Raw genomic sequence first — 25,262 nt, forward strand, 5'->3', positions numbered from 1 at the left:
AGGGGAGCGCGCGCCGCGCCCGTACGCCGCGCGCCCTCCCCCGCGCCCGAGATCCCGTAACCGCGGGCGCGCGGCGGCGGTTGGCGCTTCATGCACGACGCCCGCCTCATGCACGACGACCGCTCCCCGTCCATGGTCCGGCTCGCCACCGCGTCCCTGGCCGGCACCGCCATCGAGTTCTACGACTTCTTCGTCTACGGCACCGCGGCCGCCCTCGTCCTCGGCCCGCTCTTCTTCCCCACCGTCTCCCCGCTCGCCGGGACCCTCGCGGCCTTCGGCACCTTCGCCGTCGGCTTCCTCTCCCGGCCCCTCGGCTCGGCCGTCTTCGGCCCCCTCGGCGACCGCTACGGCAGACGGCCGGTGCTGCTGCTGTCGCTGCTGCTCACCGGGGTCGCGACGGTCGCGGTCGGCTTCGTGCCGCCCTACGGCTCGATCGGCACGGCGGCCCCCGTGCTGCTGCTTGTGCTGCGCTTCCTGCAGGGTCTCGGGCTCGGCGGCGAGTGGGGCGGCGCGGTGCTGCTGACCGCCGAGCACGCCCCGGAGCGGCGGCGCGGGCTGTGGGCGGGCATCCCGCAGGTCGGCCCGGCCGTCGGCTTCCTCCTCGCCAACGGCGTGATGCTGACCCTGTCCGCGACGCTCAGCGAGGCCCAGTTCCGCTCCTGGGGGTGGCGGGTGCCGTTCTGGGCGGCGGGGGTGCTGGTGGCGGCCGGGCTGCTGCTGCGCGCCCAGCTCCCCGAGTCCCCGCGGTTCCTGGAGTTGGCCGAGCGTGACGAGCGCGCCGCCGCGCCGCTCGCCGAGGTGGTGCGCGGCCACTGGCGGCTGGTGCTGCTGACCGCGGGGGGCCTCGCGGTGGGCTACGCGGTCTTCTACGCGGTGACGACCTGGTCCCTCGCCTACGGGACGGAGCGGCTGGGGGTGGACCGCACGGTGATGCTCGGCTGCGTCATGGCGGCCGTGGCGGTCAAGGGCGCGGTCACGCCCCTGGCCGCGCACCTCGGCGACCGCCTCGGCCGGCGGAGCATGTGCCTGGCGGGCTGCACGGGCACGGTGCTCTGGATGTTCCCGATGGTGGCGCTGTTGCGCACGGGGCGGGCGCCGCTGATGTTCCTCGGCTTCCTGGGCGCGCTGCTGGCCTTCGTCGCGATGCTCGCCGTCACGGCGGCCTATCTGCCCGAGCTGTACGAGCCGAGGGTGCGCTGCACGGGCGCGGCGCTCGGCTACAACCTGGGCGGCGTGCTCGGCGGCGGACTCACCCCGCTGGTGGCGACCGCCCTGTCGCGCGGCGACGGTCCGCCGTGGGGCGTCGCCGCGTATCTGACGGGCGTGGCGCTGCTCAGCCTGTGCTGCTTCGCGCTGCTCCCGGAGACCCGCCCGCCCCAGCCGGCGGACGGCACGGACCGCCCCCTCCCACGGCCGATGGAGGCCGGGGAGGCGGCGGTCCAGGCCCCCTAGGACCCGCCCCGGGGTCAGGGCGGCTCGGGGCGGGTCCTGGACGGGAGCCGGCGGGTGCGGCCGCCGGCTCCCTGGCCGGGGTCGGCCTCGACGCCGGGATCAGGGCGGGGCGCCGAGGCCGGGGGTCACGGCCGGGCGTCGACGCTGTCGCGCTCCTCGGCCGTGGTCTCCTCGCCCCGCTCCCCGGCCGCCGCCTCCCGCTCGGCCTGCTTCCTTGAGGCGTAGAGGCTGGTGATGGTCGTGACGGCGAGCACCGAGCAGATGACCCCGAGCGAGACCGGGATGCTGATCTCGGGGACGTGGACCCCGGACTCGTGGAGCGCGTGGAGCACCAGCTTCACGCCGATGAAGCCGAGGATCACCGACAGCCCGTACGACAGGTGGACCAGCTTCTTCAGCAGCCCGCCGATGAGGAAGTACAGCTGGCGCAGGCCCATCAGCGCGAAGGCGTTGGCCGTGAAGACGATGTACGGGTCCTGGGTGAGGCCGAAGATCGCGGGTATCGAGTCGAGCGCGAACAGGACGTCCGTGGTGCCGATCGCCAGCATGACGATGAGCATCGGGGTCATCAGCCGCTTGCCGTGCTCGACGACGAACAGCTTGGTGCCGTGGTAGCTGTTGGTGGAGGGGAAGCGCTTCTCGACCGCCTTGAGCAGGCGGTTCTCCTCGAACTCCTCGTCCTCCTCGTCCGCGCGCGCCTCCTTGATCAGCTTCCACGCGGTCCAGATGAGGAAGGCGCCGAAGAGGTAGAAGACCCAGGAGAAGGTCGAGATGATCGCGGCGCCCGCGCCGATGAAGACCGCCCGCAGCACCAGGGCGATGAGCACGCCCACCATCAGCACCCGCTGCTGGTAGATCGTCGGCACCGCGAACTTCGCCATGATCAGCACGAAGACGAAGAGGTTGTCGACGCTCAGGGACTTCTCGGTGATGAATCCGGCGAAGAACTCGCCCGAGGGCTGACCGCCCGCGAAGAGCAGCAGCCCGAGCCCGAACAGCCCGGCGAGGGCGATCCAGACGGCGGTCCAGATCCCCGCCTCCTTGAGCGAGACCTCGTGCGGCTTGCGGCCGCCGACGAAGAAGTCGACGGTGATGAGGGCGCACAGGCCCACGATGGTCAGGACCCACAGGGTCCAGGAAACGTCCACGGTTCCTCCGGCATTCGTACGGCAGTGTTCAGCGTCGTCGCTGCCGGAGGTCTCTTCCGCCCTGGCCGGGGCCACGGGCCGACGCCCCGGGATCGCATCCGGCCCGGCCAGGCGCCGGACGCGATCCGTACTGACGGGAACGCCGCGACAGGAGTACTCCCCTCCGCATCAAGAAGAGTACAGGAATCACCAAGGAAGAGTAAAGAGATGGGTAAATCCGCTGGTCAGCACCGCTTTCTCGGGTAATGACGGGACGTCATGGCTCAGCGTCCGTACGCCTGCCGGGCCTGGACCACCCGGGCCAGCACCTGCTCCACCACCTGGCTGCCCGCCGGCACCAGCGACGGCTCGTACGTCCAGGCGTGGCCCACCCAGGGGTCGGCCAGGTGCTCGTCGGGGACCGGGGTGACCCTCAGCAGCGAGCGCCACAGCGGGTCCAGCACCGGGCCGTAGGCCTGTGCGTCCCGCCGGTCGGCGACCATCATCAGATGGACGCCCACCGAGGGCCCCTCGTCCGCGAGATAGCGCAGCTGGGTGACGGCCCGGTCGTCGAAGCCGTGCGGGAAGTCATGGACGATCAGCAGCTGTTCGGCGATGTCCAGGTCGGGCGGCAGCGCGTCCGCGGCGCCGCTGCGGACCGCCATCTGCACCAGGTCCACCCGGCGGGTCAGCGCGGCGAGCATCGCGCTCACCCCCTGGGCCCCGGTCGCGGGCGGCTCGCGCAGCACGCCGGAGCGCAGCAGCGGGGCGAAGGACGCCGCGGCCGAGCCCGCCGGGTCGATCACATGGACCGTGAACTCGCCCGCCGGGTAGACCGCGAGCAGCCGCGCGGCATGCGCGACCGCCGTGTCCGCGGCCAGCCGGCGCAGCTCCCCGGAGTCCACCGCGACCGCCTCGGACAGGCCGTCCCGCCCGCTGTCGATCCACAGCCCGCGCTCCAGCGGCAGCCGCACCAGCATGGGGATGCGCAGGTCCCGGCGCTCCGGGAGGTGCAGCTCGCCCAGGCGCAGCGCCATCGGGATCTCCATCGGCACCTGGTAGGCCTGCCAGACGGGGCTGTCCCAGCGCGCGAACGCCGGGGGCAGCGCGGGCTCGACCACCTCGGCCTCGGCGGCGAGCTGGGCCAGGTCCCGGTCGAGGACCGCGCGGGCCTGCTCGACCAGGGCGGTGTGCTTGGCGCGGGCCTGCGCGCGGGCCGCGTCCGCCTCGGGGCCGAAGCGGGTGCGGGGGTCGGAGAGCACCCCGTCCAGCTCCTTCTCCATGCGGGAGTCGGCGAAGTCGACGGCGCTGCGGTAGGCGGCGGCCGTGCGGGCCAGGTCCTCGAACATGCCCCAGACCTGGTTGTAGAGCCGCTCGTCCATGGTCCAGCCGGAGGCGTCGCCCGCGACGGGCTGGGCGGGGCGACCGGGCTCGGCGGGCGGGGCGGGCGGAGGGGGCGTCGGCGGCGCGGACGTACGGCGGCCGGGGTGCTGGTAGTTGACCGGACCACCCGAGCCCGGACCGCCCGAGCCCGGCCCGCCGGAGCCCGGACCGCCCGGGGCGGTGCCGGGGGGCGCGGGCGGGGGCGCCTGCTGGGGGGCGGCGGCCGGCTCGGCCGCCGCGGCACCGCCGCCGGCCGTGGCCGTGCGCACCCGCCCCTCGCCGTCCGGGCCGGGCGGCGGCGGGGCGACCGAGCGGGCCATGCCCTGGGCGACCGCCTCGTTGATCCGCGCGGCGAGCGCGGCGGCCTCCGGCAGCCCCTGGTCGTGCAGCATCGCGGCCAGCCCGCCCGCGTAGCCCTGGCCCACGGCGCGCACCTTCCAGGCGCCCTGCCTGCGGTACAGCTCCAGGGCGACCACCGCGGACTCCGAGTCCAGGTCGGTGATGGTGTAGCTGGCGACCTCGGTGCCGTCGAGGCCGGTGACGGCGACGAACGGCGCGGGCATGGCGCCGAAGCGGATGGGGCCGCCGACGCCCGTCGGCAGGGCCAGCAGCACATTGACCCGGTGGACGGCCTCGGGCACCGCGCCGAGGTCCACGGCGAGGCGGTGGTCCGCCGCGGCCTGCCGGGACACGTCGATGCCCGGCAGCTGGGGCGCGGCCGGGTGCGCGACCCACTCGGTGCCCCGTACCGTGCCCTGCTCGTCGCCGAGCGTGGCCCCGGCCACGATCGGATGGCCCGCCGAGACCCGGATCTCCAAACGGGTCTGGGGCAGGGGGTGGTTCTGCCCTCGGACCAGCTCGGCCGTCATGGCTGCGTCCCCTCGTTGCGTTCGGTGGTGTGTCGGTGCGTTTCGGCTCGCCGGGAGCACATCGGCCCGGTGGGCGGTGCGCCTACCGGGCCGATGGGGTCAGCCGCTCACAGGTGCGGCAGGATGTGCGGCATCAGGTCCTGGAAGGTGCGGCCGTTGGCCGGCTCGCCGACGGCCTTCATCTGCCAGCCGGCGCCGTCGCGCTGCACCTTGGCCATGATCTGCGCGGTGTACTGCCCGCCGCCGGTGAGGGTGTAGCGGGCCAGCTCCTGGCCGTTGGTCTCGTCCACCAGCCGGCAGAACGCGTTCTGCACCTCGGCGAAGGTCTGGCCGGTGAAGGAGTTGACGGTGAAGATGATCTGGTCGATGTGCACCGGCACCCGCTGCAGGTCGACCAGGATGGCCTCGTCGTCGCCGCCCTGGCCGGCGCCGCCCACCAGGTTGTCGCCGGTGTGGCGCACCGAGCCGTCGTCGCTGACGAGGTGGCGGAAGAAGACCACGTCCACCGGCTGCTTGTCGGCGAACAGGACGGCCGAGGCGTCGAGGTCGATCTCCCGCGTACGGGAACCGAACAACCCGCGCCGGGGAGCCGCCTGCCAGCCAAGTCCCATCCGCACCGCGGTCAGGGTGCCCCCGTCGGCCTTCTGCAGACTGATGGCCTGTCCCTTGGACATGTTGACCGTCACGCGCTGTCCCTACTCTCGTGTCTCGATCCCCGCGGCCGCCCGGTCCGCACGGCCTGCTCGAACCCTATGCACTGGGAAGGGCCCGCCAGCCGCCCGCACCGGCTTTTGTGTCGGTCTTGCAACACATCGCGCCGACACGGGCGGTGTCACGCCCGTACGGACCCGGGGGCGGCGGCCGGATCGGGGGTCAGGACAGCCCGGCCTCCTTCATCTGGCGCAGCTCCTTCTTCAACTCCCCCACCTCGTCGCGCAGCCGGGCCGCGACCTCGAACTGCAGCTCGGCGGCGGCGGCCCGCATCCGGTCGGTCATCTCCTCGATCAGCTCGGCGAGTTCGGCGGCCGGACGGTCCGTCAGCGCCCCGTCCTTGCCCGCCTTGCCGCCCTTGCCCGCCTTGTGCCCGGCGAGGGCCGGCACCGGGGCCTTCTGCCCCTTGGCCGCGCCCTTCCCGTCGGCCTTGCGGTAGCCGGTGCCCAGCAGCTCCTTGGTGTCGATCTCCTCGCGGGCGAGGGTCGCCACGATGTCGCCGATCTTCTTGCGGAGCGGCTGCGGGTCGATCCCGTTGGCCTTGTTGTAGGCGATCTGCTTCTCGCGGCGCCGGTTGGTCTCCTCGATGGCCTTCTCCATCGCCGGGGTGATCTTGTCGGCGTACATATGGACCTGGCCGGACACGTTACGCGCGGCGCGGCCGATGGTCTGGATCAGCGAGGTGCCGGAGCGCAGGAAGCCCTCCTTGTCGGCGTCGAGGATCGCCACCAGCGAGACCTCCGGCAGGTCCAGGCCCTCGCGCAGCAGGTTGATGCCGACCAGGACGTCGAACTCGCCCGCGCGCAGCTCGCGCAGCAGCTCCACGCGGCGCAGCGTGTCCACGTCGCTGTGCAGATAGCGGACCTGGATGCCCAGCTCCAGCATGTAGTCCGTGAGGTCCTCGGCCATCTTCTTGGTGAGGGTGGTGACCAGGACGCGCTCGTCCTTCTCCGTGCGCGTGCGGATCTCGTGGATCAGGTCGTCGATCTGCCCCTCGGTGGGCTTGACCACGACCTCGGGGTCGACGAGGCCGGTGGGGCGGATGATCTGCTCCACGAAGCCGTCGCCGCGCGAGAGCTCGTAGGGCCCGGGGGTGGCGGAGAGGTAGACGGTCTGGCCGGTGCGCTCCAGGAACTCCTCCCACTTCAGCGGGCGGTTGTCGAGGGCGGAGGGCAGCCGGAAGCCGTGCTCGATCAGCGTCCGCTTGCGGGAGGCGTCGCCCTCGTACATCGCGCCGATCTGCGGGACGGTGACATGGGACTCGTCGATGACCAGGAGGAAGTCCTCCGGGAAGTAGTCCAGCAGGGTGTGCGGCGGGGAGCCGGGCTCGCGGCCGTCGATGTGCAGGGAGTAGTTCTCGATGCCGGAGCAGGTGCCGATCTGGCGCATCATCTCGATGTCGTAGGTCGTCCGCATCCGCAGCCGCTGGGCCTCCAGCAGCTTGCCCTGCTTCTCCAGCCTGGCCAGGGTCTGCTCCAGCTCGGCCTCGATCCCGGCGATGGCCTTCTCCATGCGCTCGGGGCCCGCCACGTAGTGGGAGGCGGGGAAGACATACAGCTCCTGGTCGTCGCTGATGACCTCGCCGGTGAGCGGATGGAGGGTGGAGAGCGCCTCGATCTCGTCGCCGAACATCTCGATCCGGACGGCGAGCTCCTCGTAGACCGGGAAGATCTCGATGGTGTCGCCGCGGACCCGGAAGGTGCCCCGTGTGAACGCCAGGTCATTGCGCGCGTACTGGATGTCGACGAAGCGGCGCAGCAGCTGGTCGCGGTCGATCTCCTGGCCGACCTTCAGCGGCACCATGCGGTCCACGTATTCCTGCGGGGTGCCGAGGCCGTAGATGCAGGAGACGGACGCCACGACGACCACGTCACGCCGGGTGAGCAGGGAGTTCGTCGCGGAGTGGCGCAGCCGCTCGACCTCCTCGTTGATCGAGGAGTCCTTCTCGATGTAGGTGTCCGACTGCGGTACGTAAGCCTCTGGCTGGTAGTAGTCGTAGTAGGACACGAAGTACTCGACCGCGTTGTTCGGCAGGAGCTCGCGGAACTCATTGGCGAGCTGGGCGGCGAGAGTCTTGTTGGGCGCCATGACGAGCGTCGGCCGCTGGAGCTTCTCGATCATCCACGCGGTGGTCGCGGACTTTCCGGTGCCGGTCGCGCCGAGCAGGACGACATCCTGCTCACCGGCGCGGATGCGCCGCTCCAGGTCGGCGATCGCCGTCGGCTGGTCGCCACTGGGCTGGTACGGGCTGACGACCTCGAAAGGCGCCACCTTGCGTTCGATCTGGGATACGGGCCGCATGTCCCCCACGGTACGACCCACCACCGACAACGGCCGACCGGCCGAACCCGGGGCCGTGCGCGGGTGACCCCGCTCGCGCCCCGCCCGCCCGACCGGCGGGCGCGTGCTTCACTCTGTCCATCCGCGACCTATCCTCCGGGACGGCACGACTGGGACCCTCTGCCCGTCCGCGAGTCACGCGAGTCAGACGACGCGAGGAGTCCGTATGCGCATCCGCCCCGCCGCCGCCCTCACCGGCGCGCTCATCGGCATGTCCGCGCTCTTCCTCTCACCGGCGGCCGCCCAGGCCGGCCAGACCGACCACACCGGCGAGCAGTCGCACCACACCGTCACCATCGCTCACCGGGGCGCCTCCGCCTACGCCCCCGAGAACACCCTCGCCGCCGTCGACGCGGCCGACGACCTCGGCATCACCTGGGTGGAGAACGACGTCCAGCGCACCAAGGACGGCGAGCTGATCGTCATGCACGACACCACGCTGAGCCGGACCACGGACGTCGAGGAGGTCTTCCCGGACCGCGCCCCCTGGAAGATCTCCGACTTCACCCTCGACGAGATCGAGCAGCTGGACGCGGGCAGCTGGTTCGGCCCCGAGTTCGCGGGGGAGGGCGTGCCGACCCTCGAGGACTACCTCGATCGGGTGGAACACAACCACCAGAAACTCCTCGTGGAACTCAAGGCCCCCGAGCTGTATCCGGACATCGAGCGCCAGACCCTGCGCGAGCTGCGCCGAGCGGGCTGGCTGGACCGCCGCCACGTCAAGCACAAGCTGATCATCCAGAGCTTCAACGCGGGCGCCGTGAGGCAGGTGCACGACCTTCGGCCGGACGTCAAGACCGGGTTTCTGGGCACGCCCGCGATCGGCGACCTGGAGACCTACGCGGAGTTCGCCGACCAGATCAACCCGAGTTACAAGACCATCGACGCCGAGTATGTCGCCGCGGTCCATGAGGTGGACGGCGCGCACGGCCGTCCGTTCGAGGTCTACGCCTGGACGGTGAACGACGCGTCGGCGGCGGTCGACGTCGCGCGGATGGGGGTGAACGGGATCATCACCAACAACCCGGACGTCGTGCGGGACGCCCTGGAGGACGCGGGCTACGAGGTGCCGGCCGCCCCCGCGACGGCGTCGTAGCGCCGCCGCGACGGCCCCGGGGCGGGGCCCGCTCCACGGCCGCCGCCCCGCTCCGCCCACCCCGGGGCGGGGCCCGGTCCCCGGCCGCCGCCCCGCTCCGCTCGCCCCGGGACCGAGAGCGGCAGCCCTGGCACCGGCCGCGGCGCCCCGGCCCCGCCCGGCCCGGGGGAGCGCTGTCGGTCCCGGGGCCTACGCTGAAACCGTGACGATCTCTGAAGGGCCGGCGATCTCCGAAGGTCCGGCGATCTCCGAAGGTCCGGCGAAGGCGGCAGGACCGGCGAACGCCGAGGCACCGGCGGACAGGCCGGAGGCGCCGGAGGCGCGCCGTGAGGCCCGCGCCTGGTGCTGGAGCGTGGTGGACTCCCCCATCGGCCCCTTGCTGCTCGCGGCCACGGACCAGGGCCTGGCCCAGGTCGTCTTCCACGCCGACGAGGCGAGGGCGGCCGAGGCCGTCGCGCGGCTCACCGCCCGGCTCGGCACGGCCCCGGAGCCCGCCCCGGCTTCCCTGGCCGCCGCGGCCGACTCATCCTTCGGCTTTCCCGCCGGCTCACCGGTCGCCTCACCCGCCGACTCACCGGTCGGCTCGGGAGGCACGCCGCCCTGTCTGACGCACCTCGGCTCGGCCGTGCGCCAGCTGGAGCGCTATTTCACCGGTGCGCTGACCGAGTTCACCGTCCCCCTGGACTGGTCCCTCATCACCGGCTTCAACCGCCGCGTGCTGCGCGAGCTGGCCGAGCACGTCCCGTACGGCACGGTCGTCGGCTATGGGGACCTCGCCGACCGGGTCGGCGATCCGGGCGCCGCCCGGGCCGTCGGCGTGGCCATGGGCAGCAATCCGCTGCCTGTTGTCGTGCCCTGCCACCGCGTCGTCGAGAGCGGCGGCGGCATAGGCGGCTTCGGCGGCGGTCTGGAGACGAAACGCACGCTGCTGGCCCTGGAAGGGATCCTTCCGCAGCCGCTCTTCTGAGGCGGGCCGAAGCCCCTCTTGAAGAGGGAGCACGTCAAGGCCATGGACTCGACCGACGGCAGCGTCAGCACGACCTACCACTCCAGGCCGGGTGGCGCGGGTCGTCCGCGCGGACCACCACATCCGCGGTCTCCGCGGGCCGCACCTCCTCCTCGTACCGCGCGAATGCGGGCAGGGTCCACTGTGCGTCCTCGTCCGTACGGCGGGCCAGCGCGGCCGGGGACAACCGCAGATGCACGGACAGGTCGAACGGGAACCAGCGCCCCAGCAGCAGCGCGCCATGGAGCAGCAGCACCCCGCCCGGCGGCAGTTCGACGTACGGGGAGCGGGTGGCCCGGTCGGTCACCGGGTCCCACAGATCGGGGAGCACCCGCCCCGTGCCGCGCGGCGCGGGCTCCAGCGGGTCGAAGACCTCGCGCCACAGGGCGCCCGTGTCGAGCCACATGTCGTAGTACGCGTCGGCGTCCCGCCGCCCGTACTCGTAGCGCAGCGACGCCGCCCGCAGAAAGCCGCCCGCCGCGACCACCAGCACCGGCCGCCCCCGCAGCCGTAGCTCCTCCGCCAGCCGGTCCGCCAGCTCCCCGGTGCGCGCCGCCGGGGCCCCGTCGACCGCCACCCTCAGCCAGGGTCCGCCGTCCGCCGCCGCCAGACCCGCGACGCGGTCGGCGAGCGCGCCGGTCAGCCGTTCCCAGGAGATCGCTTCGAGCCGCACAGCCCCCATCATGCAGGCATGCGTGCCCGGTCCGCTCCGGCGGGCCGACCGTCCTCGGCGGGCCTTGTCTTACGGTGGGGGCTGCGGCGGATGGATGAGGTGAGGGCGATGGAAGGGGTTGTCGGGCGGCTTGCGAGAGGGTATGGAGAGCATGGCCAAGAGCGCCGAGCGCCGAGCGCCGAGCGCCGAGCGCCGAGCGCCGAGCGCCGAGCGCCGAGCGCCGAGCGCCGAGCGCCGATGAGCAGCTGACCACGCCTCCGCCTGGCGCCCCGGCCACCACCCCGGCCGCCGGCGCGTCCGCCGGCCCGCCCGCCCTCACGCCCGAGGCCAGGCCAGCACTCGCGACCGCCACCGCGACCGCGCCCCCGCGGCAGCCGCACCTGCCCGCGGCCCCGCAACCCTTCAATCCCCCGCAGCCGCCCGCGCACGGCTGCCAGCCGCTTCCCCTCCGTACGCCCGTCGGCCCGGACGCCGCGCGCTGGACGACGTTCGACGGCGAGCGGACCCTGATAGCGGTGGCCCGCACCGTCACCTCGACCATCCGCGTCCTCGACGCCCTCACCCCGGTCCTCCGCGACGACCCGCGCGTCCACGTGGTCTTCGGCTACGACCCGACCTCCGCGTTCAGCGACGGGGTCCACGACCTGCTGCGCGCCCACGGTGCGCGCGTCATGCCGTGGGACCAACTGACCCGCGTGCCCTGCGACCTGATCGTGACGGCCACCGAGAACGCGGACCTCTCCGGCACCGACGCCCCCGTCCTCGTCCTCCCCCACGGCGTGGGGTTCCACAAGCTGGTCCCCGACGCGCGCGGCCCCCACGAGCGGGTCTCCGGCCTGGTGCCGGAAGCCCTGCTGGAGCGCGCGTGGCTGACGATCTCGCACCCGGACCAGGCCGACCAGCTGGCCGCGCTCCACCCCGGCACGGTCGGCCGCACCCTCCTCGTCGGCGACCCCTGCTACGACGAACTCCTGTCCTCCCGCGGACTTCGCGCCCGCTACCGCGAGGCCCTCGGCGTCGCGGAGGGGCAGCGCCTGGTCATGGTCAGCTCCACCTGGCGCGGCCAGTCGCTCCTCGGCCGCCAACCGGACCTCCCAGCGCGGCTGCTGGCCGAACTGCCGCTGGACGAGTACCGGGTCGCGCTGGTCACCCATCCCAACGTGGCGTCGGCCCACGGCTCCTGGAGCCTGCGCGCCGGCCAGGCCTCGGCCCGGGAGGCGGGCCTGCTGCTGATCCCGCCGACCGCGGGCTGGCAGGCCACCCTCGTCGCCGCGGACGTGCTGATCGGCGACCACGGCTCGGTCACCTTCTACGGCGCCGCGCTCGCGAAACCCGTCATCCTGGCGGCCTTCGGGGACGAGTCGATGCCCGGCACCCCCATGGCCGAACTGGGCCGCGTCGCACCCCGGCTCACCGGCCCGAACAGTCCCGGCGGTCCGGAGAGCCCCGGCGGTCCGGAAAGCCCCAGCGGCCTGGGGTTGTACGAGCAGATCGAGCGCGCGATCGCCGAACACGACCCGGAACGGTTCGCCAAGATCGGCGCTGCGGCGTTCGCCGAGCCGGGCCGGGCGCTGGCCCGGCTGCGCGCCGACCTGTACGCGCTGCTGCGGCTGCCGGAACCGGCCACCCCGCCACCGCCCGTACGCGCCTTCGACGATCCGGTCCCCGAGCGCCAAGAGGTGCGCTCGGCGGTGGTCGTGACGGCCGTGGACGGCGACACCGTGACCGTACGCCGCTTTCCCGCGTCCGTGAGCGGCGCGCGAGGCGAGGCGGGCGATCGGGAGGGCGCGGACGGTGTGTACCGCCACTTGTGCTGCCAGGACCGGGAGCCGGACCGGCGGCTGGTCGAGAGCGCCTCGGTGCTCACCCGCCCCGAGCCGGCCGCCACGCCGGCCGCCGCCCTGCGGTGGGCCCGCGAGACGCTGGGCCGCTATCCGGGCAGCGTGATGGCCGCCGCCGTGACGACCGGCGGCGACTGCCTGGCCGCCCTGCGGGACGGCCGGATCGCGGAGGCGTCGGCCACCGGCCCGGTCCGCGACCCGGGCCTGCTGGCCGCCGTGGTGTACGGGTGGCTGCGCGCGGGTCGGCCGCTGGAGGGCATCGCCACCCTGCGGATGGGAGGGCGAGAGGAGGCCGTGGCCCTGCGCGCCCGCCCGACGGGCCCGCCGCACGCCTGACCTGCTCGCGACGGCCTCGGCGCGCACGCCCGCGGGTACCGGCTCGCGGACCGCCGCGCAGACCCCGGCCCGGGCCGACCAGTACCGAAGACACGCCCCGCCGCAACCAAGAGCCGGCCAACGCCGGCCTCCTACAGACCGCCGGTGGCTCCGCCCGGCGCGGGCCGTCAGCTCGTGTTCGTCTCCGCCGCTTCCAGGCGGGCGCGGAGCTCCGGGGCACGGGGGCTGCCGCCTGACTCGTGGATCTCGACCGCGCGGCGCAGATGGCGTCGCAGCGAGGCCGTGTCGCCCGTCCGGGCCGCGATGTCCGCAAGCGTCTCGAGGGCTTGGGCCTCGTAGTGCGTGGCGTTCCGATCACGCAGTGCCCGGGCCGCTTCCTCCAGGGCCTCCACCGCCTCCGCGGTGCGGCCCAGGGCTTCGTACGCGACCCCGATGGCGGCCTGGGCGCGCGCCGCCATGCGTACGTCGCCGAGCCCGCGCAGCCGCTCGTCGGCGTCGCGGAGGGTGGCGAGTCCCTCCTCGTGGCGTCCGGTCGCGCTCTGCGAGCAGCCCAGGAAGTACAGCGCGATGGCGACGCCGCGCTCCTCCCCCGCCTCGGCGCTCAGCGCGCGGGCGGCGGCGTACGCCTCGGCGGCGCGGGACGGGTCGAAACGGTCCCAGTACCGCCCGCTGAACTCCTGTACCGAGCCGCGCAGCAGGGTCAGGCGGCGGTCCTCCGGGGTGGCCGCCGCGGCCTCGTCGGAGCGGAGGATCGCGATGTCGAGCTGCTGCCTGGCCCGCTCGAACTCGCCCAGGTCCATCAGCGGTCGCGACAGGAGGGCGCGCAGGCGTGCCTCGGCCGCCGGCTGACCGTCCCGCGCGGCGGCTTCGGCGCCCAGCTCGCCGGATTCGATCCAGTCGGCCAGGTGGCGGTGGTGGAGATACAGCGCGGTGAGGGCCTCGGCGAGCTGCCAGGTCTGCCGGTCCATGCCGCCGTGGGCGGCCGCCGCGCGCAGTACGGCGAGGGCGTCGGCGCGCTCGGCCTCGAGCCAGGCCAGCGCCGCCTCCCTGCCGTCCCCCTCGCCCCCGCTCCGGTTCCGGTCGAACGGGTCGGGGCCCGCCCGCCGCATCCGCTCCTCGTGGTCGGCGATCCGCAGCCGCCGACCCATGATCGCCCGGTCGGCGAAGGCGGCCCCGGTCAGCTGGTATTCCATGGCGCGCGCCAGGGCGGCCTCCCGCTCCTCCCCGCCGGCCAGGTCCCGGGCGTGCAGCCGCACGAGGTCGTGGAGGCGGTAGCGGCCGTCCTCGCCGACGTCGAGCAGGGACGCCCGTTCCAGGGCGTCCAGCAGCGGGGTCACGGCGGAGGCGGGCAGCCCGCCGACGGCCGCGGCGCCGCCGGTGTCGAAGCTGCGGCCCGGGCAGGCGCCCAGCAGCCGGTACAGGCGGGCAACGTCCTGGGGGAGGTCGCGGTAGGCGACGGTGAAGACGGCGGACACGGTGTGCTCCTCCCCGGGGCGCGAGTCACCCATGCGCGGTCCGCCCATGCCCCGCTCCCCCGTCATGCTCAGGCCCGCCAGCCGGCGGTTCTCGTCGGCCAGCTCCGCCGCCAGCGCCGACAGCGTCAGCCGCCGGTGGACGGCCAGTCGGGCGGCGACCACGTAGAGCGCCACGGGCAGCCCGCCGCACCACTCCACCAGCCGCGCCGCGGCCTCCGGCTCGGCCCGTACGCGGTCCTCGCCGCACAGCCGGGCGAGCAGCCGCCTCCCGCTGTCGGCGCTCAGCGGCTCCACGGGCAGCAGCCGGGCGCCGTCCCACACCAGCTCGCCGAGCCGGTCCCGGCTGGTGGCCAGGACGACGCTGCCGGGCGCGTTGGGGATCAGCGCCCGGACCTGGGCGGGCTCGCTCACCTCGTCGAGGACGACCACGACCCGGCGCTCGGCGCTGTGGCTGCGGTAGTGGGCGGTCAGCTCGGCCAGGTCGCCGGACAGATACTCCTCGGCGACGCCGATGGAGCGCAGACAGTGGCGCAGCCCTTCGGAGACATCGCCTCCGGCCGCGCCTTCGCGGCGCAGCCTGGCGAAGTCCACGTACAGCTGGCCGCCGGGGAAGCGGTCCCGGGCGCGTTCCACCCAGCGCCGTACGGTGGCCCGCTTGCCGACGCCCGGAAGGCCGCTGAGCAGGGCGATCCGCGGTGACCCGGCGCCCCCGGGGCCGCCGGACCCGTCCGGCCCACCCGGCGCTCCCGCCCCGTTCCGTCCGTCCGGTTCGCCCAGTCCGCTCGGTGCGCCCAGTCCGTCCGGTGCGTCCGGTGCGTCCGGTACGTCGGGGGTCAGCCAGCCGTCCAGCTCCGCCAGCTCGGCCGTGCGGTTCACGAACGACGCCGTGCCCGCGGGCACCTGCCGCGGCACCCGCGCCGGGGGCCGGGCGGGCGGAGCCTGATAGTGGAAGTGCACGTCGCCGTGCAGCTGCCCGGCCTGTACGACGGGGCCGTGGACGGTGCCGGAGACCTCGTTCCCCACCGTGGCCCCTGCCGCGGGCCCCGCAGCAGCCCCCGCGGCGGGTCGTACGGCCGCCCCCGGCGCCCCCGGCGCGTCGCAGCCCTCCCGGTCCCGGTCATCGGCCCCACCGCCAGCGGCCCTTGACACCTCGTCGCCCCCTGATCGCTCCGCGCATCCGGAGGAGTCACGCTACTGGACGCGAGCGTAGGATCCGGTCATCTCATCCGGAGGAGTCCTCACCATGTCGTCCCAGATAGCGCTGTTGCGCGGCATCAATGTCAGCGGCCACAACAAGTTCCCGATGGCGCGCCAGCGCGAGCTGATGCGGGACCTGGGCTTCGAGGACGTCACCGTCCATCTGCAGACCGGCAACATCGTCTTCGCCGACCCCGGCACCCCGCCCGAGCAGACCGCCCGTACGATCACCGACCGCATCTCGGCCGACCTCGGGCTGACGGTGCCGGTGATCGTCCGTACCCGGGACGAGCTGGCCGCCGCCGTCGAGGCGAATCCGTACCCCGAGGCCGCGGCCGAGCCCAAGACGCTGCACGTGGTGTTCCTGTCGGCCGCGCCGGCCGACCCGGCCGCGCTGGAGGCCGTGGACCCGGCCCCGTACGCCCCGGACGAGTTCCGACTGTCCGGGCGGGAGATCTATCTGCGCACGCCAGGCGGCATCGGCCGCTCCAAGCTGGCGGAGAAGGTCACCCGGGTGCGGCTCGGCGTGACGGCGACGGCCCGCAACTGGAACACGGTCACCAAGCTGCTGGCGCTGGCCGACGCCTGACCCGCCCCACCCCCGGCCCCCGGCCCCGGCCCCCGGCGTCCGCCTCGGCCCAGGCAGGAGCCCGCCGCGCCGCTCAGCTCCAGCCGTAGCGCTGCCTCAGCCGGGCCACGACCCGGTCGAAGCGCGGCCGGTCCAGCGCGCAGGCCTCCCGGCGCATGCCCTCCGGGTGCACCCGTAGCACCCGGTCGAGGTCCACCCACGAGTCGCGCCCGGCCCGGTCCCAGGGCCCCGCCCCGATGGCCACCCACTCGCGGTCGCCGTCGTGCCGCTTGCTGGACAGCTGTACGGCCAGCAGCGTCCCGCCGCGCTCCCGGGCGACGACGAGCACCGGCCGGTCCTTGCCCCGGCCGTCCATCTCCTCGTACGGCACCCAGGTCCAGACGATCTCCCCCGGGTCCGGGTCGCCGTCCGGGTCCGGCGCGTACTGCGTGCGGACGCGGCCGACCTGGCGCGGCCGCGCCTCCACGGTGGCGGCGGGGCCCGTGCTGCCCGGCAGCGGGGCGGCGCCGCCGGGCTCGTTGAATGGCGTGATCACGGCGCACACGTTAGTCCGTCCGTGGTTCCGGGTGGCGTGTGAGGGGCCGCTCAGGTGGCAAGCCGACGTAGTGATGCCTGTGTGACTCCTGATGCGGGAAGGGGCAGAACGTGCCAGATGTTCTCGACCCAGTGGCGGACCTCGTCAAACGGCGGAAAGACCCGGTGGTCGTGCAGACGCTGCGCTCCACGGCCGCCGCGACCATCGCGTATGTCGTCGCCCTGCGGCTGAGCAGCGAGCCGGCCCCGCTCACCGCCCCGCTCACCGCCCTGCTGGTGGTGCAGGTCACCCTCTACGCCACCATCACCACCGGCATCCGCCGGGTGAACTCCGTGGTCGTCGGCGTGATGATCGCGATCGGGTTCAGCGCGCTGGTGGGGCTGACCTGGTGGAGCCTGGGACTGATCATCCTGGTCGCGCTGACCGTCGGCCACTTCGTACGGGTCAGCGAGTTCGTCGCCGAGGTGGCGATCAGCGCGATGCTGGTCCTCGGCGTGACCCGGGTCGCGAACACGGCCTGGGACCGGGTGCTGGAGACCCTGATCGGCGCCGGGGTGGGGCTGGCCTTCAACCTGCTGTTCGCCCCGCCGGTGTGGGTGGAGACCGCCGGCGAGTCCATCGAGGACCTCGCCCGCCGCATGCGCCGGCTGCTGCTCCACATCGGCGAGGAGCTGGGCGGCCACACCCCTGTCGAGCGCGCCGCCGCCCGGCTCCACGAGGCCCGTCGCCTCGACCAGGACATCGCCCAGGTGGACGCCGCCCTCCGGCAGGCGGAGGACAGCCTGCGGCTCAACCCACGCGTCAAGGAGGGGCTGCTCTACCGCGTCGTGCTGCGCACCGGCCTGGACACCCTGGAGATCTGCATGGTCGTCCTGCGCGTCCTGGCCCGCACCCTCACCGACCTCGCCAAGAAACGGACCGACGAGCCGCTGTTCCCCTCCGACGTGGCGACCGCCCTGGAGGACCTCTTCGTCCACCTGGCCGCGGCCGTCGAGAGCTTCGCCGTCCTGGTCACCACCCAGGTCAGCGCGAACGCCGAGGAGGCCGAGACCCGGCTGGCCAGCGAGCTCGTCAAGGCCCACGCGAGCCGCGACGTCGTCGCCCACACCCTCCTCGAACGGGTGCAGCAGCACCCGCGCCAGTGGCAGCTCCAGGGCGCCCTGCTCGCCGAGATCGACCGGATCCTCGACGAGCTGGACATGGAACAGCGCTCCATGCGCCTGATGGAAGAACTCGACCGCAGCGCCCGCGAGCAGCGCGAGCGCTACCCCTTCCTGCACAAGATCCAGCGCTGGCTCCGCGGCGACCGCGCGGAGCGGCCCGGCGCGGCCTGACCGGCCGTGCCGGGCCCGCCCCGCCGCAAAATCGGTGGCCGGTCCGCTCGCCCACGCCCCACAGTGGTGGCACACCACACAACGAGGGACGGGGGACCCGAGCATGTCGACGCTGCGCGTCACCGCCGAGCGGCTGACCATCCATGAGCACCCGAACGCCGACGCGCTGGAGCTGGCGCAGGTGGGGCTGTACCGGGCCGTGGTGGCCAAGGGAGCCTTCCGGTCGGGTGAGTTCGCCGTGTACGTGCCGGAGCAGGCGGTGCTGCCCACGGAACTGATCGGCGAACTGGGGCTGACCGGCAAGCTGGCGGGGGCCGGGCACAACCGGGTCAAGGCGATCCGGCTGCGCGGGGAGCTGTCCCAGGGGCTGGTGTGCCGCCCGCGGGCGCTGGCGGAGGTGGACCTGGAGCGGGCGGCCCGCGAGGGCGTGGACTTCGCCGAGCGGCTCGGGATCGTCAAGTGGGTGCCGCCGGTGCCGATCTCGATGAGCGGGGACGTGGAGCCCTCGCCGGATCTGCTGCCGTGGATCGACATCGAGAACCTCAAGCGCTACCCGGACGTGTTCGAGGACGGGGAGCCCGTCGCGGTCACCGAGAAGCTGCACGGGACGGCGTGCTGCCTGACGTACTGCGCGGACGGCGGGGAGGTGCGCGTGACGTCGAAGGGCCTGGGGGCCCAGCGGCTGGCGCTGGTGCAGGACGAGAAGAACCTCTACTGGCGTGCCGTGCGCGGGCACGGCGTGCCCGCCGTGGCGGCGCGGGTGGCCGCCGAGCTGGGTGCGGCGCGGGTCGGGATCTTCGGCGAGGTGTACGGGGACGGGGTGCAGGACCTCGGGTACGGGACCGACAGCCGGCGCGGGGTCCCCGGGTACGCCGTGTTCGACGTCGCGGTGGACGTCGGCGGGCGGGTGCGCTGGCTGGATCCGGAGGAGATGGCGAAGGCACTGGACGGCCGGCTGCCGGTGGTCCCGACGCTGTACGCCGGGCCGTACGACGCCGGGCGGGTGCTGGAACTGGCCGAGGGGCGCGAGACCGTCTCCGGCACCGGGCTGCACATCAGGGAGGGGGTGGTGGTGCGGGCGACGAGCGACCGGTACAGCCCGGTGCTCGGCGGACGGGCCATCGCCAAGGTGGTCAGCGGCGCGTATCTGACGCGCAAGGGCGGCACCGAGTACGAGTGACATCCTCCACCCCGTGAACGGGGCGGCCCTGGAGAGGGAGCGGGCCCGGGGGCGTAGCCTGCCCCCGAGCCCTGGGATGCCGCCCAATTGCGCACGCCGGATCGGTTGAGGGCACGGGTCAGTCATCACGTCGTCGTGTTCTACCTTTGAACTACCACGCATCGGAGAAGAAGCTGCGCGGGCCGGAGTTGAACCGGCATCCGACGACCCAGGCCCGGGCCCGGTCGATACGGCGATCGGCGGCGAATGCTGAGTCTGGAGCGAGAGTCTGAGATTGATCGCGGTCTGCCTCTACCGGACTTGGGCCATCCCGGCTCGTGGATGAGCGCCGGGAGGAGGATTCGAACCTCCACTGACGACCGCGCCGTCACGACAAGCTTCAGCTTCAGCTTGCGCTCCTCGCGCACCCCGTCCGCGCTCGGGCGGACGGGGAGTTCATCACGCTACCCGAAGAGGTAGCCGAAGACCACGTCGCCGACGCGCTGCTCGGTGGCCTCCACGCCGTTGGCCTCCTCGCGGGCGAACTTGACCGCTTGCTGGAGCTTGGCGACGCGGTCGAGGAGTTCGTTGACGCGGCGGGCGGGGAGGGCGCCGGAGAACTTGACGGTGGTCCAGTAGCCGACCGGGACGTCCTCGTAATAGACCTCGACCTGGGCCGGGTGCTTGTCCGTGGCCTCCGCCTTGACGTGGTTGCGGGGGACCTTCTTGGTGCGGAGGGTGCGGACCGGCTCGGTCTTCCAGGAGTCCGTGGAGGGGTCGAGCGACCAGGACTCGGCGGCGTCGAGGACGGGCAGCTTGCGGACGAAGGCGTTGAGGTCGGTCAGCTGCTTCTCGAGGAAGAGGAGGTAGGAGACCGGCACATCGCGCAGGAGGGTGCGGCCCTCGACCGTCACGTCCGCCTTCGCCGTGCAGTTCGACCAGTCCTTGGTGGCGGTGACGTCGAAGAGGCGGGTCAGGACGGCCGCGGTGTCGCGGAGCACGTCCTCGGCCTTGACCTGCACCCGGGTGGACTCGGGCGGCAGCTGCTCGCCTTCCTCGTCCTTCGGCTGGTACGTACGGGATATGCCGGCCAGCAGGGCCGGCTTCTGCAGTCCGTGGTGGGCTGCCGTCAGGTCCTGCTGCGACTTGGACTTGACGCCCTTCTCCACGGCGATGATCTGGTTGAGTTTCGCCACCCCCGCACCGTAACAGGCGGGTGTGACAGCGCTCGAACGGATTGGCGCTCGAGTGGATCGGTGCCCGAGTGGGTGGTCCGGCGGCCCGTTCAGTAGAGCGGGTAGCGCGAGTCCGGGAAGATCCTGCCGTCGTACTCGTACATCTCGATCGACTGGTGGAACACGGAGGAGAAGTCGTCCGCGACTTCGGCGATGGTGCCCCGGCCCTCGATCCGCGTCAGCCACATCGGGGGCAGGCGGAGGTCGCCGTAGTGGGCGCCCAGCAGATTGCCGCAGATGGAGCCCGTCGAGTCGCTGTCGCCCGAGTGGTTCACGGACAGCAGCAGGGCTCTCTGGAGGGGGGTGCGCCGCCACTTCGGGTCGTAGCCGATGCCGCCGCCCTTGTTGTAGAGGCCGGGCCGCGGCGTCGCGTGGGCGAGGGCGCTGTAGACCGCGATGGCCAGGGCCTCCTCGGCGATCCAGCCGCCGCCGAGCGTTTCGGTCTTCTCCGCGCTGGGCTCCCCCTCCGCCGCCAGGGCGACGGCCTTGCGCAGGGCGGCGCTGGTCTCCTCGTGTCCCGGGTAGCGGGCCAGCAGTTCGAGGGTGCGCAGGACGGAGCCTTCCATGGAGTCGCCCTCGACGAGGTGGGCGATCATGGCGGCCAGGGCGCCCGCCGCGTACGAGCCGGTGGGGTGGCCGTGGGTGATCCGGGCGCAGCGGGCGGCGAGTTCGAAGCAGTCGCGCGCGCTCGCGCCCGTGAGGCCGAAGGGGGCGGAGCGCATCACGGTGCCGCAGCCCTTGGAGCCGGTGTTCACCGGGCCGGGGGTGCCGTCGAGCGGGTCGGAGTGGGTGGGGATGTGGTCGTGTTCGAGGCCGGACAGGCAGGCGTTGCCGGGGGCGCGGCGGGCGTACAGCCACGGCTGTTCGCGCAGCCAGCCGGAGCGGACGAGGTCGTGCTCCTCGCGGGCGGGGGGCGGCGCGGGGTGGGTCTGGGTCTCGAGCCAGCGCAGGTAGGCGTTGCGCACGATGGCGATCTCGGCGCCGCCGATGCCCTTGAGGGAGGCCCTGGCGCAGGCCCGTATCAGCCCCTCCGCGGTGAACAGGGTCATCTGGGTGTCGTCGGTGATCCGGCCGGTGACGCCGTCGGAGTCCGGGACGAGAGCGGTGATCCCGTCCGGCCCGTAGGTCTCGCGGATCCGGCTCAGGGACAGGAACTCGATCGGGTTGCCCAGGGCGTCGCCGATCGCTCCCCCGAGCAGGCAGCCGCGGATGCGGGCCCTCCGGGCGGCCGTCTCGTCCCATGACTCGCGGATCATCGCGCGGCTCCTCAGGAGGTAGTGCTGACGTGCTCAGGCCATGCTCCCAGATGGCGGCGGGCCGGATGGCGGGCGGGGCGGCAGGCCCGATGGCTGCGGTCCGGAGGGCGGGCGGGCCCGATGGCGGCAGGCCGGTCGGCGCGGAGGGTGCGGGGGTGCCGGGGGACGCGGCGGTAGATTCGAAGTGGGAGATGGTGCGCCATGCCGAGCCGGATGATCCGTACGGGCGACGAGCCGCTGCACGCGCGCAGCCCGCTGCGCATGCGGTGCGCGCTGGCCCTGTGGGGGCTGGCCTGGACCGTCGCGGGCACGGTGGCGTTCTGGCTGGCCCACCGTCCCGGTTGGGCCGCCGTCTGCGGGGTGCTCGCCGCCGTCACCCTCACCGATCTGGTGCTGGTCCTCCGGCACATCCGGCAGGGGCCGCACTACCAGCCCGGGCGGGACGTGCCGCCGTACGCGCCGGTGCGCGGCCCGTATCCGACGGGCCCGCGGCGAGTGAGACGGGTCAGCCGTTTTCGCCGAAGCGCGCGGCCTTGACGAAGTCGGGGCGCGGGTCGAGGGCAGCCGCCAGGCGGAAGTGGCGGGTGGCCTCGGCGGGGCGATTGGCGCGCTCCAGGGTGCGGCCGAGGGCGAAGTGGGCGAAGGCGTTGTCCGGTTCCCGCTCCAGGACGAGCTGGAACTCCAGCTCCGCGGCCCTGAGCTGCGCCGCGCCGAAGAAGGCGCGGGCCCGCAGCAGCCGGGCGGCGGTGTTCTCGGGGTGGGCGGTGATGACCGAATCGAGCAGCTTCACGGCGCCGCGCGGGTCGCGGGCGGCCAGCAGTTGCTCGGCCGCGCGGTAGTCGATGACATGGGTCTCGGGCGTGGGCTCGGGCACGACCGTTTCCTTCCCGGAACGCGCTGACGATCACCATCGCTGCGAGATGATCGTCGGACGAGGTGATCGCTGGTACGGGTCTTCAACAATGCCGCCGCACGGCGCATTCCCGCCGGAGGCCGACAGAGCCGGGGCCCGGGGTCAGCCGTCGCTGCCCGCGGTCCCGGGGTCAGCCGTCGCGGGTCCCGGGGTCGGCCGTCGCGCTGCCCGTGCCGTCCGCCATCCGCTCGGACAGCTCCGCCCAGACCTTTCTGACCTGCGGTTCCAGCTCCTCCAGCGGCCCGTTGTTGTCGATCACGACATCGGCGACGGCCAGCCGCTGCTCGCGCGTCGCCTGGGCCGCCATCCGGGCCCGGGCCTCGTCCTCCGTCATGCCGCGCAGCCTGACCAGCCGGTCGAGCTGGGTCTCGGGCGCGGCGTCGACGACGAGCACCAGGTCGTACAGGGGCGCCAGGCCGTTTTCGGTGAGGAGGGGCACGTCGTGGACCACGATGGAGTCCGGCCCGGCGGCCGCCTCCAGCTCGGCGGAGCGGGCGCGGACCAGGGGGTGCACGATCGCGTTCAGGGCGCGCAGCCGCTCCGGGTCGGCGAAGACGATGCCGCCGAGCTTGGGGCGGTCCAGGGCGCCGTCGGGAGCGAGGACGCCAGGGCCGAACTCGGCGACGACGGCCGCGAGTCCGGGGGTGCCGGGCTCGACCACCTCCCGGGCGATCCGGTCGGAGTCGATCAGCACCGCTCCGTACGAGGACAGCAAGCGCGACACCTCGCTCTTGCCCGCACCGATTCCGCCCGTGAGCCCCAGCCTCAGCATGGGGTCAGCCTAGACGAGCGCTCCCCCGGCCTCCCCGGGCGCTCCGCGACTTTCCTACGCGCTGCCGTCGCCCTCCCGTTCCGCGAGGAAGCGCTCGAACTCGGCCCCCAGCTCGTCCGCGGAGGGCAGCTCGACCGGCTCGGCGACCAGGCTGCCGCGGCTCTCCGCCCCGGCCACCGCGTCGTACTGGTGCTCCAGGCCGCGGACGAGGGCGACGAGGTCCTCGTCCCCCTCCGAGATCTGCCGCTCGATCTCCTCCTGGGTCTTGAGCGCCTCGTTGCGCAGCGCGTGGGCCGCTCCGGGCAGCACCAGGCCGGTGGCCGCGGTGATCGCCTCCAGCGCGGTGAGCGCCGCGTCGGGGTAGGCGGAGCGGGCGAGGTAGTGCGGGACGTGGGCGGCGACGCCGAGCACGTCGTGGCCGGCCTCGGCGAGCCGGTACTCGATGAGGGACTCGGCGCTGCCGGGCACCTGGGCCTCGTCGAAGTAGCCCCGGTGGCCGGGCATCAGGTCGGTGCGGTTGCCGTGCGGGGTGATGCCGACGGGGCGGGTGTGCGGCACGCCCATGGGGATCCCGTGGAAGTTCACCGACAGCCGCACCCCGAGCCGCTCGATCAGCTGGCGCACGGCGGCCGCGAAGCGCTCCCATTCCACGTCCGGCTCGGGCCCGGAGAGCAGCAGGAAGGGGGCGGCGGTCGCGTCGCGCAGCAGGCGCAGCTCGATCGCGGGGGTCTCGTAGTCGGTCCAGCGGTCGCGCTTGAAGGTCAGCAGGGGGCGGCGCGCCCGGTAGTCGACGAGGCGGTCGTGGTCGAAGCGGGCGACGACCTGGTTCGGCAGCCCGCCGAGCAACCGGCGCACGATCTGGTCGCCGGTCTCACCGGCGTCGATGTAGCCGTCGAAGTGGTAGAGCAGCACCACCCCGGCCGAGTCCCGGGAGGTTATCGCGTCGACTTCCGCGAGTCCGCTCGGCTCCCACGCGTACAAATCCTGCGGATCTAGCACTGTGACCGCTCCTCCTTGTGTTCCGCTCGGGGAACGTCGGGCGGGGGCGCGGCATTCCCGGGCCCCGTCCTCGTCTTCACGACATGCGCGCGATCGATCACTTCAGGACAGTACGCCGCGGGGCGCGGCGCGCGTGGCGGGAGTGCAGGATGCCCGTTCCGTACGGCACTTGGCGCCGTGGTTCCTCCGGCCGCGCGGGCCGGAGCGCCGCTCCCCCGCTCACTGGGCGTCAGCTGGGCGGCGGGGGGCCGCTGCCGGCCGTCCGGACGCAGGCCGGATGCGTGTCATGGGCGGTCTCCGAGGGGTTGACGCGCCCCTGCAGCGCGCTTAACTTCGCGATCCGTCAGAGGTTCACGCCGTCGTCTCACGTTCAGTCACCAGAACTCCTACGCGTCACGAAGGTGCCACCCCTGACCACGGCAGGAAGGCGGAACCCCCATGCACTCCCGCACCCCCTCCCGCACCCGCAGCCTCATCGCCGCGCCCGCCGCCGGAATCCTCGCCGTCGGCGGGCTGGTCGCCGCCGGGGCGGCCGCCGAGGACGGCCACGAGAGCACCGCCGCACGGCCGATCCAGGTCTCCGACACCACCCAGCTCGAGAGCGCCCTCGCGGCCGCCAGGCCCGGCGACACCATCGAGCTGGCCGACGGCAGATACCGCGGCGGCCTGGTGATCACCGCCTCCGGCACCGCGGACGCCCGGATCACGCTCACCGGCTCCCCACGAGCGGTGCTCACGGCACGCGACGGCGCCGCGTACGGCCTGCGGCTGGACGGCGCCTCGTACTGGACGGTGCGGGGCATCACGATCGCCGGCGGCCGCGAGGGCGTCGTGATCGACCGGGCAGAGAGCGTCACGGTCGACTCCGTCACGGTACGGCGCCCCGGGCATGCGTGAGGCCCGCTCTCCAAGGAGAGCGGGCCTCACGTCGGGCCTTGTCAGCCGCTGGTCAGCCCGTCAGCCG

General features: G+C 73.6%; 21 protein-coding genes. 9 read left to right on the top strand and 12 right to left on the bottom strand.

Features of this window, described 5'->3' with window-relative positions:
• Positions 1-90 precede the first annotated feature (90 nt).
• Positions 91-1,452, top strand: a complete 1,362-nt coding sequence (locus ABFY07_RS16115; RefSeq protein ID WP_346175165.1) for an MFS transporter — start codon at positions 91-93, stop codon at positions 1,450-1,452.
• A 125-nt stretch (positions 1,453-1,577) separates the two neighbouring features.
• Here ABFY07_RS16115 and ABFY07_RS16120 read toward each other — a convergent pair whose 3' ends face one another.
• The 4 genes from ABFY07_RS16120 to uvrB form a co-directional block, all read right to left on the bottom strand.
• The gene (locus tag ABFY07_RS16120; RefSeq protein ID WP_346175166.1) at positions 1,578-2,600 is read right to left on the bottom strand and encodes a TerC family protein; all 1,023 of its coding nucleotides are present in this window, start codon (positions 2,598-2,600) and stop codon (positions 1,578-1,580) included.
• A gap of 263 nt (positions 2,601-2,863) precedes the next feature.
• Positions 2,864-4,831: a TerD family protein gene (locus tag ABFY07_RS16125; protein WP_346175167.1), complete on the bottom strand. Its 1,968-nt coding sequence runs from the start codon at positions 4,829-4,831 to the stop codon at positions 2,864-2,866.
• A 107-nt stretch (positions 4,832-4,938) separates the two neighbouring features.
• Positions 4,939-5,517: a TerD family protein gene (locus tag ABFY07_RS16130; protein ID WP_065958455.1), complete on the bottom strand. Its 579-nt coding sequence runs from the start codon at positions 5,515-5,517 to the stop codon at positions 4,939-4,941.
• Between the two features lie 187 nt (positions 5,518-5,704).
• Positions 5,705-7,843 carry an excinuclease ABC subunit UvrB gene (uvrB, locus tag ABFY07_RS16135; RefSeq protein WP_346175168.1) on the bottom strand — a complete coding sequence of 713 codons (2,139 nt, stop codon included), beginning with the start codon at positions 7,841-7,843 and terminating at the stop codon, positions 5,705-5,707.
• Positions 7,844-8,048: 205 nt separating this feature from the next.
• On the opposite strand from uvrB, the gene ABFY07_RS16140 reads away from it, so the two are divergent.
• Together ABFY07_RS16140 and ABFY07_RS16145 are read left to right on the top strand one after the other, a co-directional pair.
• The gene (locus tag ABFY07_RS16140) at positions 8,049-8,978 is read left to right on the top strand and encodes a glycerophosphodiester phosphodiesterase (protein WP_346175169.1); all 930 of its coding nucleotides are present in this window, start codon (positions 8,049-8,051) and stop codon (positions 8,976-8,978) included.
• Positions 8,979-9,330: 352 nt separating this feature from the next.
• Positions 9,331-9,945 carry a methylated-DNA--[protein]-cysteine S-methyltransferase gene (locus ABFY07_RS16145; protein WP_346175238.1) on the top strand — a complete coding sequence of 205 codons (615 nt, stop codon included), beginning with the start codon at positions 9,331-9,333 and terminating at the stop codon, positions 9,943-9,945.
• Between the two features lie 64 nt (positions 9,946-10,009).
• Here the strand turns inward: ABFY07_RS16145 and ABFY07_RS16150 are convergent, their stop codons facing one another.
• The gene (locus tag ABFY07_RS16150) at positions 10,010-10,657 is read right to left on the bottom strand and encodes a nucleoside/nucleotide kinase family protein (RefSeq protein WP_346175170.1); all 648 of its coding nucleotides are present in this window, start codon (positions 10,655-10,657) and stop codon (positions 10,010-10,012) included.
• 515 nt (positions 10,658-11,172) lie between these two features.
• On the opposite strand from ABFY07_RS16150, the gene ABFY07_RS16155 reads away from it, so the two are divergent.
• Positions 11,173-12,834, top strand: a complete 1,662-nt coding sequence (locus ABFY07_RS16155; RefSeq protein ID WP_346175171.1) for a CDP-glycerol glycerophosphotransferase family protein — start codon at positions 11,173-11,175, stop codon at positions 12,832-12,834.
• A 167-nt stretch (positions 12,835-13,001) separates the two neighbouring features.
• On the opposite strand, the gene ABFY07_RS16160 is transcribed toward ABFY07_RS16155, so the two are convergent.
• Positions 13,002-15,332 carry an NB-ARC domain-containing protein gene (locus tag ABFY07_RS16160; protein WP_346175172.1) on the bottom strand — a complete coding sequence of 777 codons (2,331 nt, stop codon included), beginning with the start codon at positions 15,330-15,332 and terminating at the stop codon, positions 13,002-13,004.
• A gap of 220 nt (positions 15,333-15,552) precedes the next feature.
• Between ABFY07_RS16160 and ABFY07_RS16165 the strand changes: the two genes are divergently transcribed.
• A complete protein-coding gene (locus ABFY07_RS16165; RefSeq protein ID WP_346175173.1) occupies positions 15,553-16,095 on the top strand; it encodes a DUF1697 domain-containing protein in 543 nt (180 codons plus the stop codon).
• A gap of 73 nt (positions 16,096-16,168) precedes the next feature.
• On the opposite strand, the gene ABFY07_RS16170 is transcribed toward ABFY07_RS16165, so the two are convergent.
• Positions 16,169-16,639, bottom strand: a complete 471-nt coding sequence (locus ABFY07_RS16170) for a type II toxin-antitoxin system PemK/MazF family toxin (RefSeq protein WP_428836935.1) — start codon at positions 16,637-16,639, stop codon at positions 16,169-16,171.
• Between the two features lie 101 nt (positions 16,640-16,740).
• Here ABFY07_RS16170 and ABFY07_RS16175 point away from each other — a divergent pair, with 101 nt between their 5' ends.
• Both ABFY07_RS16175 and ABFY07_RS16180 read left to right on the top strand, forming a co-directional pair.
• Positions 16,741-17,964, top strand: coding sequence for an FUSC family protein (locus tag ABFY07_RS16175; RefSeq protein ID WP_346175175.1), 1,224 nt, complete (start codon positions 16,741-16,743; stop codon positions 17,962-17,964).
• A gap of 103 nt (positions 17,965-18,067) precedes the next feature.
• Positions 18,068-19,144: an RNA ligase (ATP) gene (locus ABFY07_RS16180; RefSeq protein ID WP_346175176.1), complete on the top strand. Its 1,077-nt coding sequence runs from the start codon at positions 18,068-18,070 to the stop codon at positions 19,142-19,144.
• Between the two features lie 443 nt (positions 19,145-19,587).
• Here ABFY07_RS16180 and ABFY07_RS16185 read toward each other — a convergent pair whose 3' ends face one another.
• Together ABFY07_RS16185 and ABFY07_RS16190 are read right to left on the bottom strand one after the other, a co-directional pair.
• Complete coding sequence (locus ABFY07_RS16185) at positions 19,588-20,319, bottom strand: DUF7873 family protein (protein WP_346175177.1); 732 nt, start codon at positions 20,317-20,319, stop codon at positions 19,588-19,590.
• Between the two features lie 89 nt (positions 20,320-20,408).
• A complete protein-coding gene (locus ABFY07_RS16190; RefSeq protein WP_346175178.1) occupies positions 20,409-21,614 on the bottom strand; it encodes an ADP-ribosylglycohydrolase family protein in 1,206 nt (401 codons plus the stop codon).
• A gap of 201 nt (positions 21,615-21,815) precedes the next feature.
• Here ABFY07_RS16190 and ABFY07_RS16195 point away from each other — a divergent pair, with 201 nt between their 5' ends.
• The gene (locus ABFY07_RS16195) at positions 21,816-22,151 is read left to right on the top strand and encodes a DUF6343 family protein (RefSeq protein ID WP_346175179.1); all 336 of its coding nucleotides are present in this window, start codon (positions 21,816-21,818) and stop codon (positions 22,149-22,151) included.
• Here ABFY07_RS16195 and ABFY07_RS16200 read toward each other — a convergent pair.
• The 3 genes from ABFY07_RS16200 to ABFY07_RS16210 all read right to left on the bottom strand — a co-directional run bounded on the left by ABFY07_RS16200 (position 22,120) and on the right by ABFY07_RS16210 (position 24,298).
• Positions 22,120-22,488: a tetratricopeptide repeat protein gene (locus tag ABFY07_RS16200; protein ID WP_065958464.1), complete on the bottom strand. Its 369-nt coding sequence runs from the start codon at positions 22,486-22,488 to the stop codon at positions 22,120-22,122. The two genes, ABFY07_RS16195 and ABFY07_RS16200, sit on opposite strands and share 32 nt — an antisense overlap.
• Positions 22,489-22,657: 169 nt before the next feature.
• The gene (gene coaE / locus ABFY07_RS16205; protein WP_346175180.1) at positions 22,658-23,299 is read right to left on the bottom strand and encodes a dephospho-CoA kinase; all 642 of its coding nucleotides are present in this window, start codon (positions 23,297-23,299) and stop codon (positions 22,658-22,660) included.
• Between the two features lie 54 nt (positions 23,300-23,353).
• The gene (locus ABFY07_RS16210; protein ID WP_346175181.1) at positions 23,354-24,298 is read right to left on the bottom strand and encodes a PAC2 family protein; all 945 of its coding nucleotides are present in this window, start codon (positions 24,296-24,298) and stop codon (positions 23,354-23,356) included.
• 438 nt (positions 24,299-24,736) lie between these two features.
• Between ABFY07_RS16210 and ABFY07_RS16215 the strand changes: the two genes are divergently transcribed.
• Positions 24,737-25,195: a right-handed parallel beta-helix repeat-containing protein gene (locus ABFY07_RS16215; protein ID WP_346175182.1), complete on the top strand. Its 459-nt coding sequence runs from the start codon at positions 24,737-24,739 to the stop codon at positions 25,193-25,195.
• The last annotated feature ends 67 nt before the right edge of the window (positions 25,196-25,262 follow it).

Source organism: Streptomyces sparsogenes subsp. cuspidosporus (assembly GCF_039532705.1).
Lineage (GTDB): Bacteria > Actinomycetota > Actinomycetes > Streptomycetales > Streptomycetaceae > Streptomyces > Streptomyces sparsogenes.

Excerpts from the sequence above, each read along its gene's own strand:
- ABFY07_RS16115 (WP_346175165.1), top strand. The coding sequence starts at position 91 with ATGCACGACGCCCGCCTCATGCACGACGACCGCTCCCCGTCCATGGTC.
- ABFY07_RS16125 (WP_346175167.1), bottom strand. The coding sequence starts at position 4,831 with ATGACGGCCGAGCTGGTCCGAGGGCAGAACCACCCCCTGCCCCAGACC.
- uvrB (WP_346175168.1), bottom strand. The coding sequence starts at position 7,843 with ATGCGGCCCGTATCCCAGATCGAACGCAAGGTGGCGCCTTTCGAGGTC.
- ABFY07_RS16140 (WP_346175169.1), top strand. The coding sequence starts at position 8,049 with ATGCGCATCCGCCCCGCCGCCGCCCTCACCGGCGCGCTCATCGGCATG.
- ABFY07_RS16165 (WP_346175173.1), top strand. The coding sequence starts at position 15,553 with ATGTCGTCCCAGATAGCGCTGTTGCGCGGCATCAATGTCAGCGGCCAC.
- ABFY07_RS16180 (WP_346175176.1), top strand. The coding sequence starts at position 18,068 with ATGTCGACGCTGCGCGTCACCGCCGAGCGGCTGACCATCCATGAGCAC.
- ABFY07_RS16190 (WP_346175178.1), bottom strand. The coding sequence starts at position 21,614 with ATGATCCGCGAGTCATGGGACGAGACGGCCGCCCGGAGGGCCCGCATC.
- ABFY07_RS16195 (WP_346175179.1), top strand. The coding sequence starts at position 21,816 with ATGCCGAGCCGGATGATCCGTACGGGCGACGAGCCGCTGCACGCGCGC.
- coaE (WP_346175180.1), bottom strand. The coding sequence starts at position 23,299 with ATGCTGAGGCTGGGGCTCACGGGCGGAATCGGTGCGGGCAAGAGCGAG.
- ABFY07_RS16215 (WP_346175182.1), top strand. The coding sequence starts at position 24,737 with ATGCACTCCCGCACCCCCTCCCGCACCCGCAGCCTCATCGCCGCGCCC.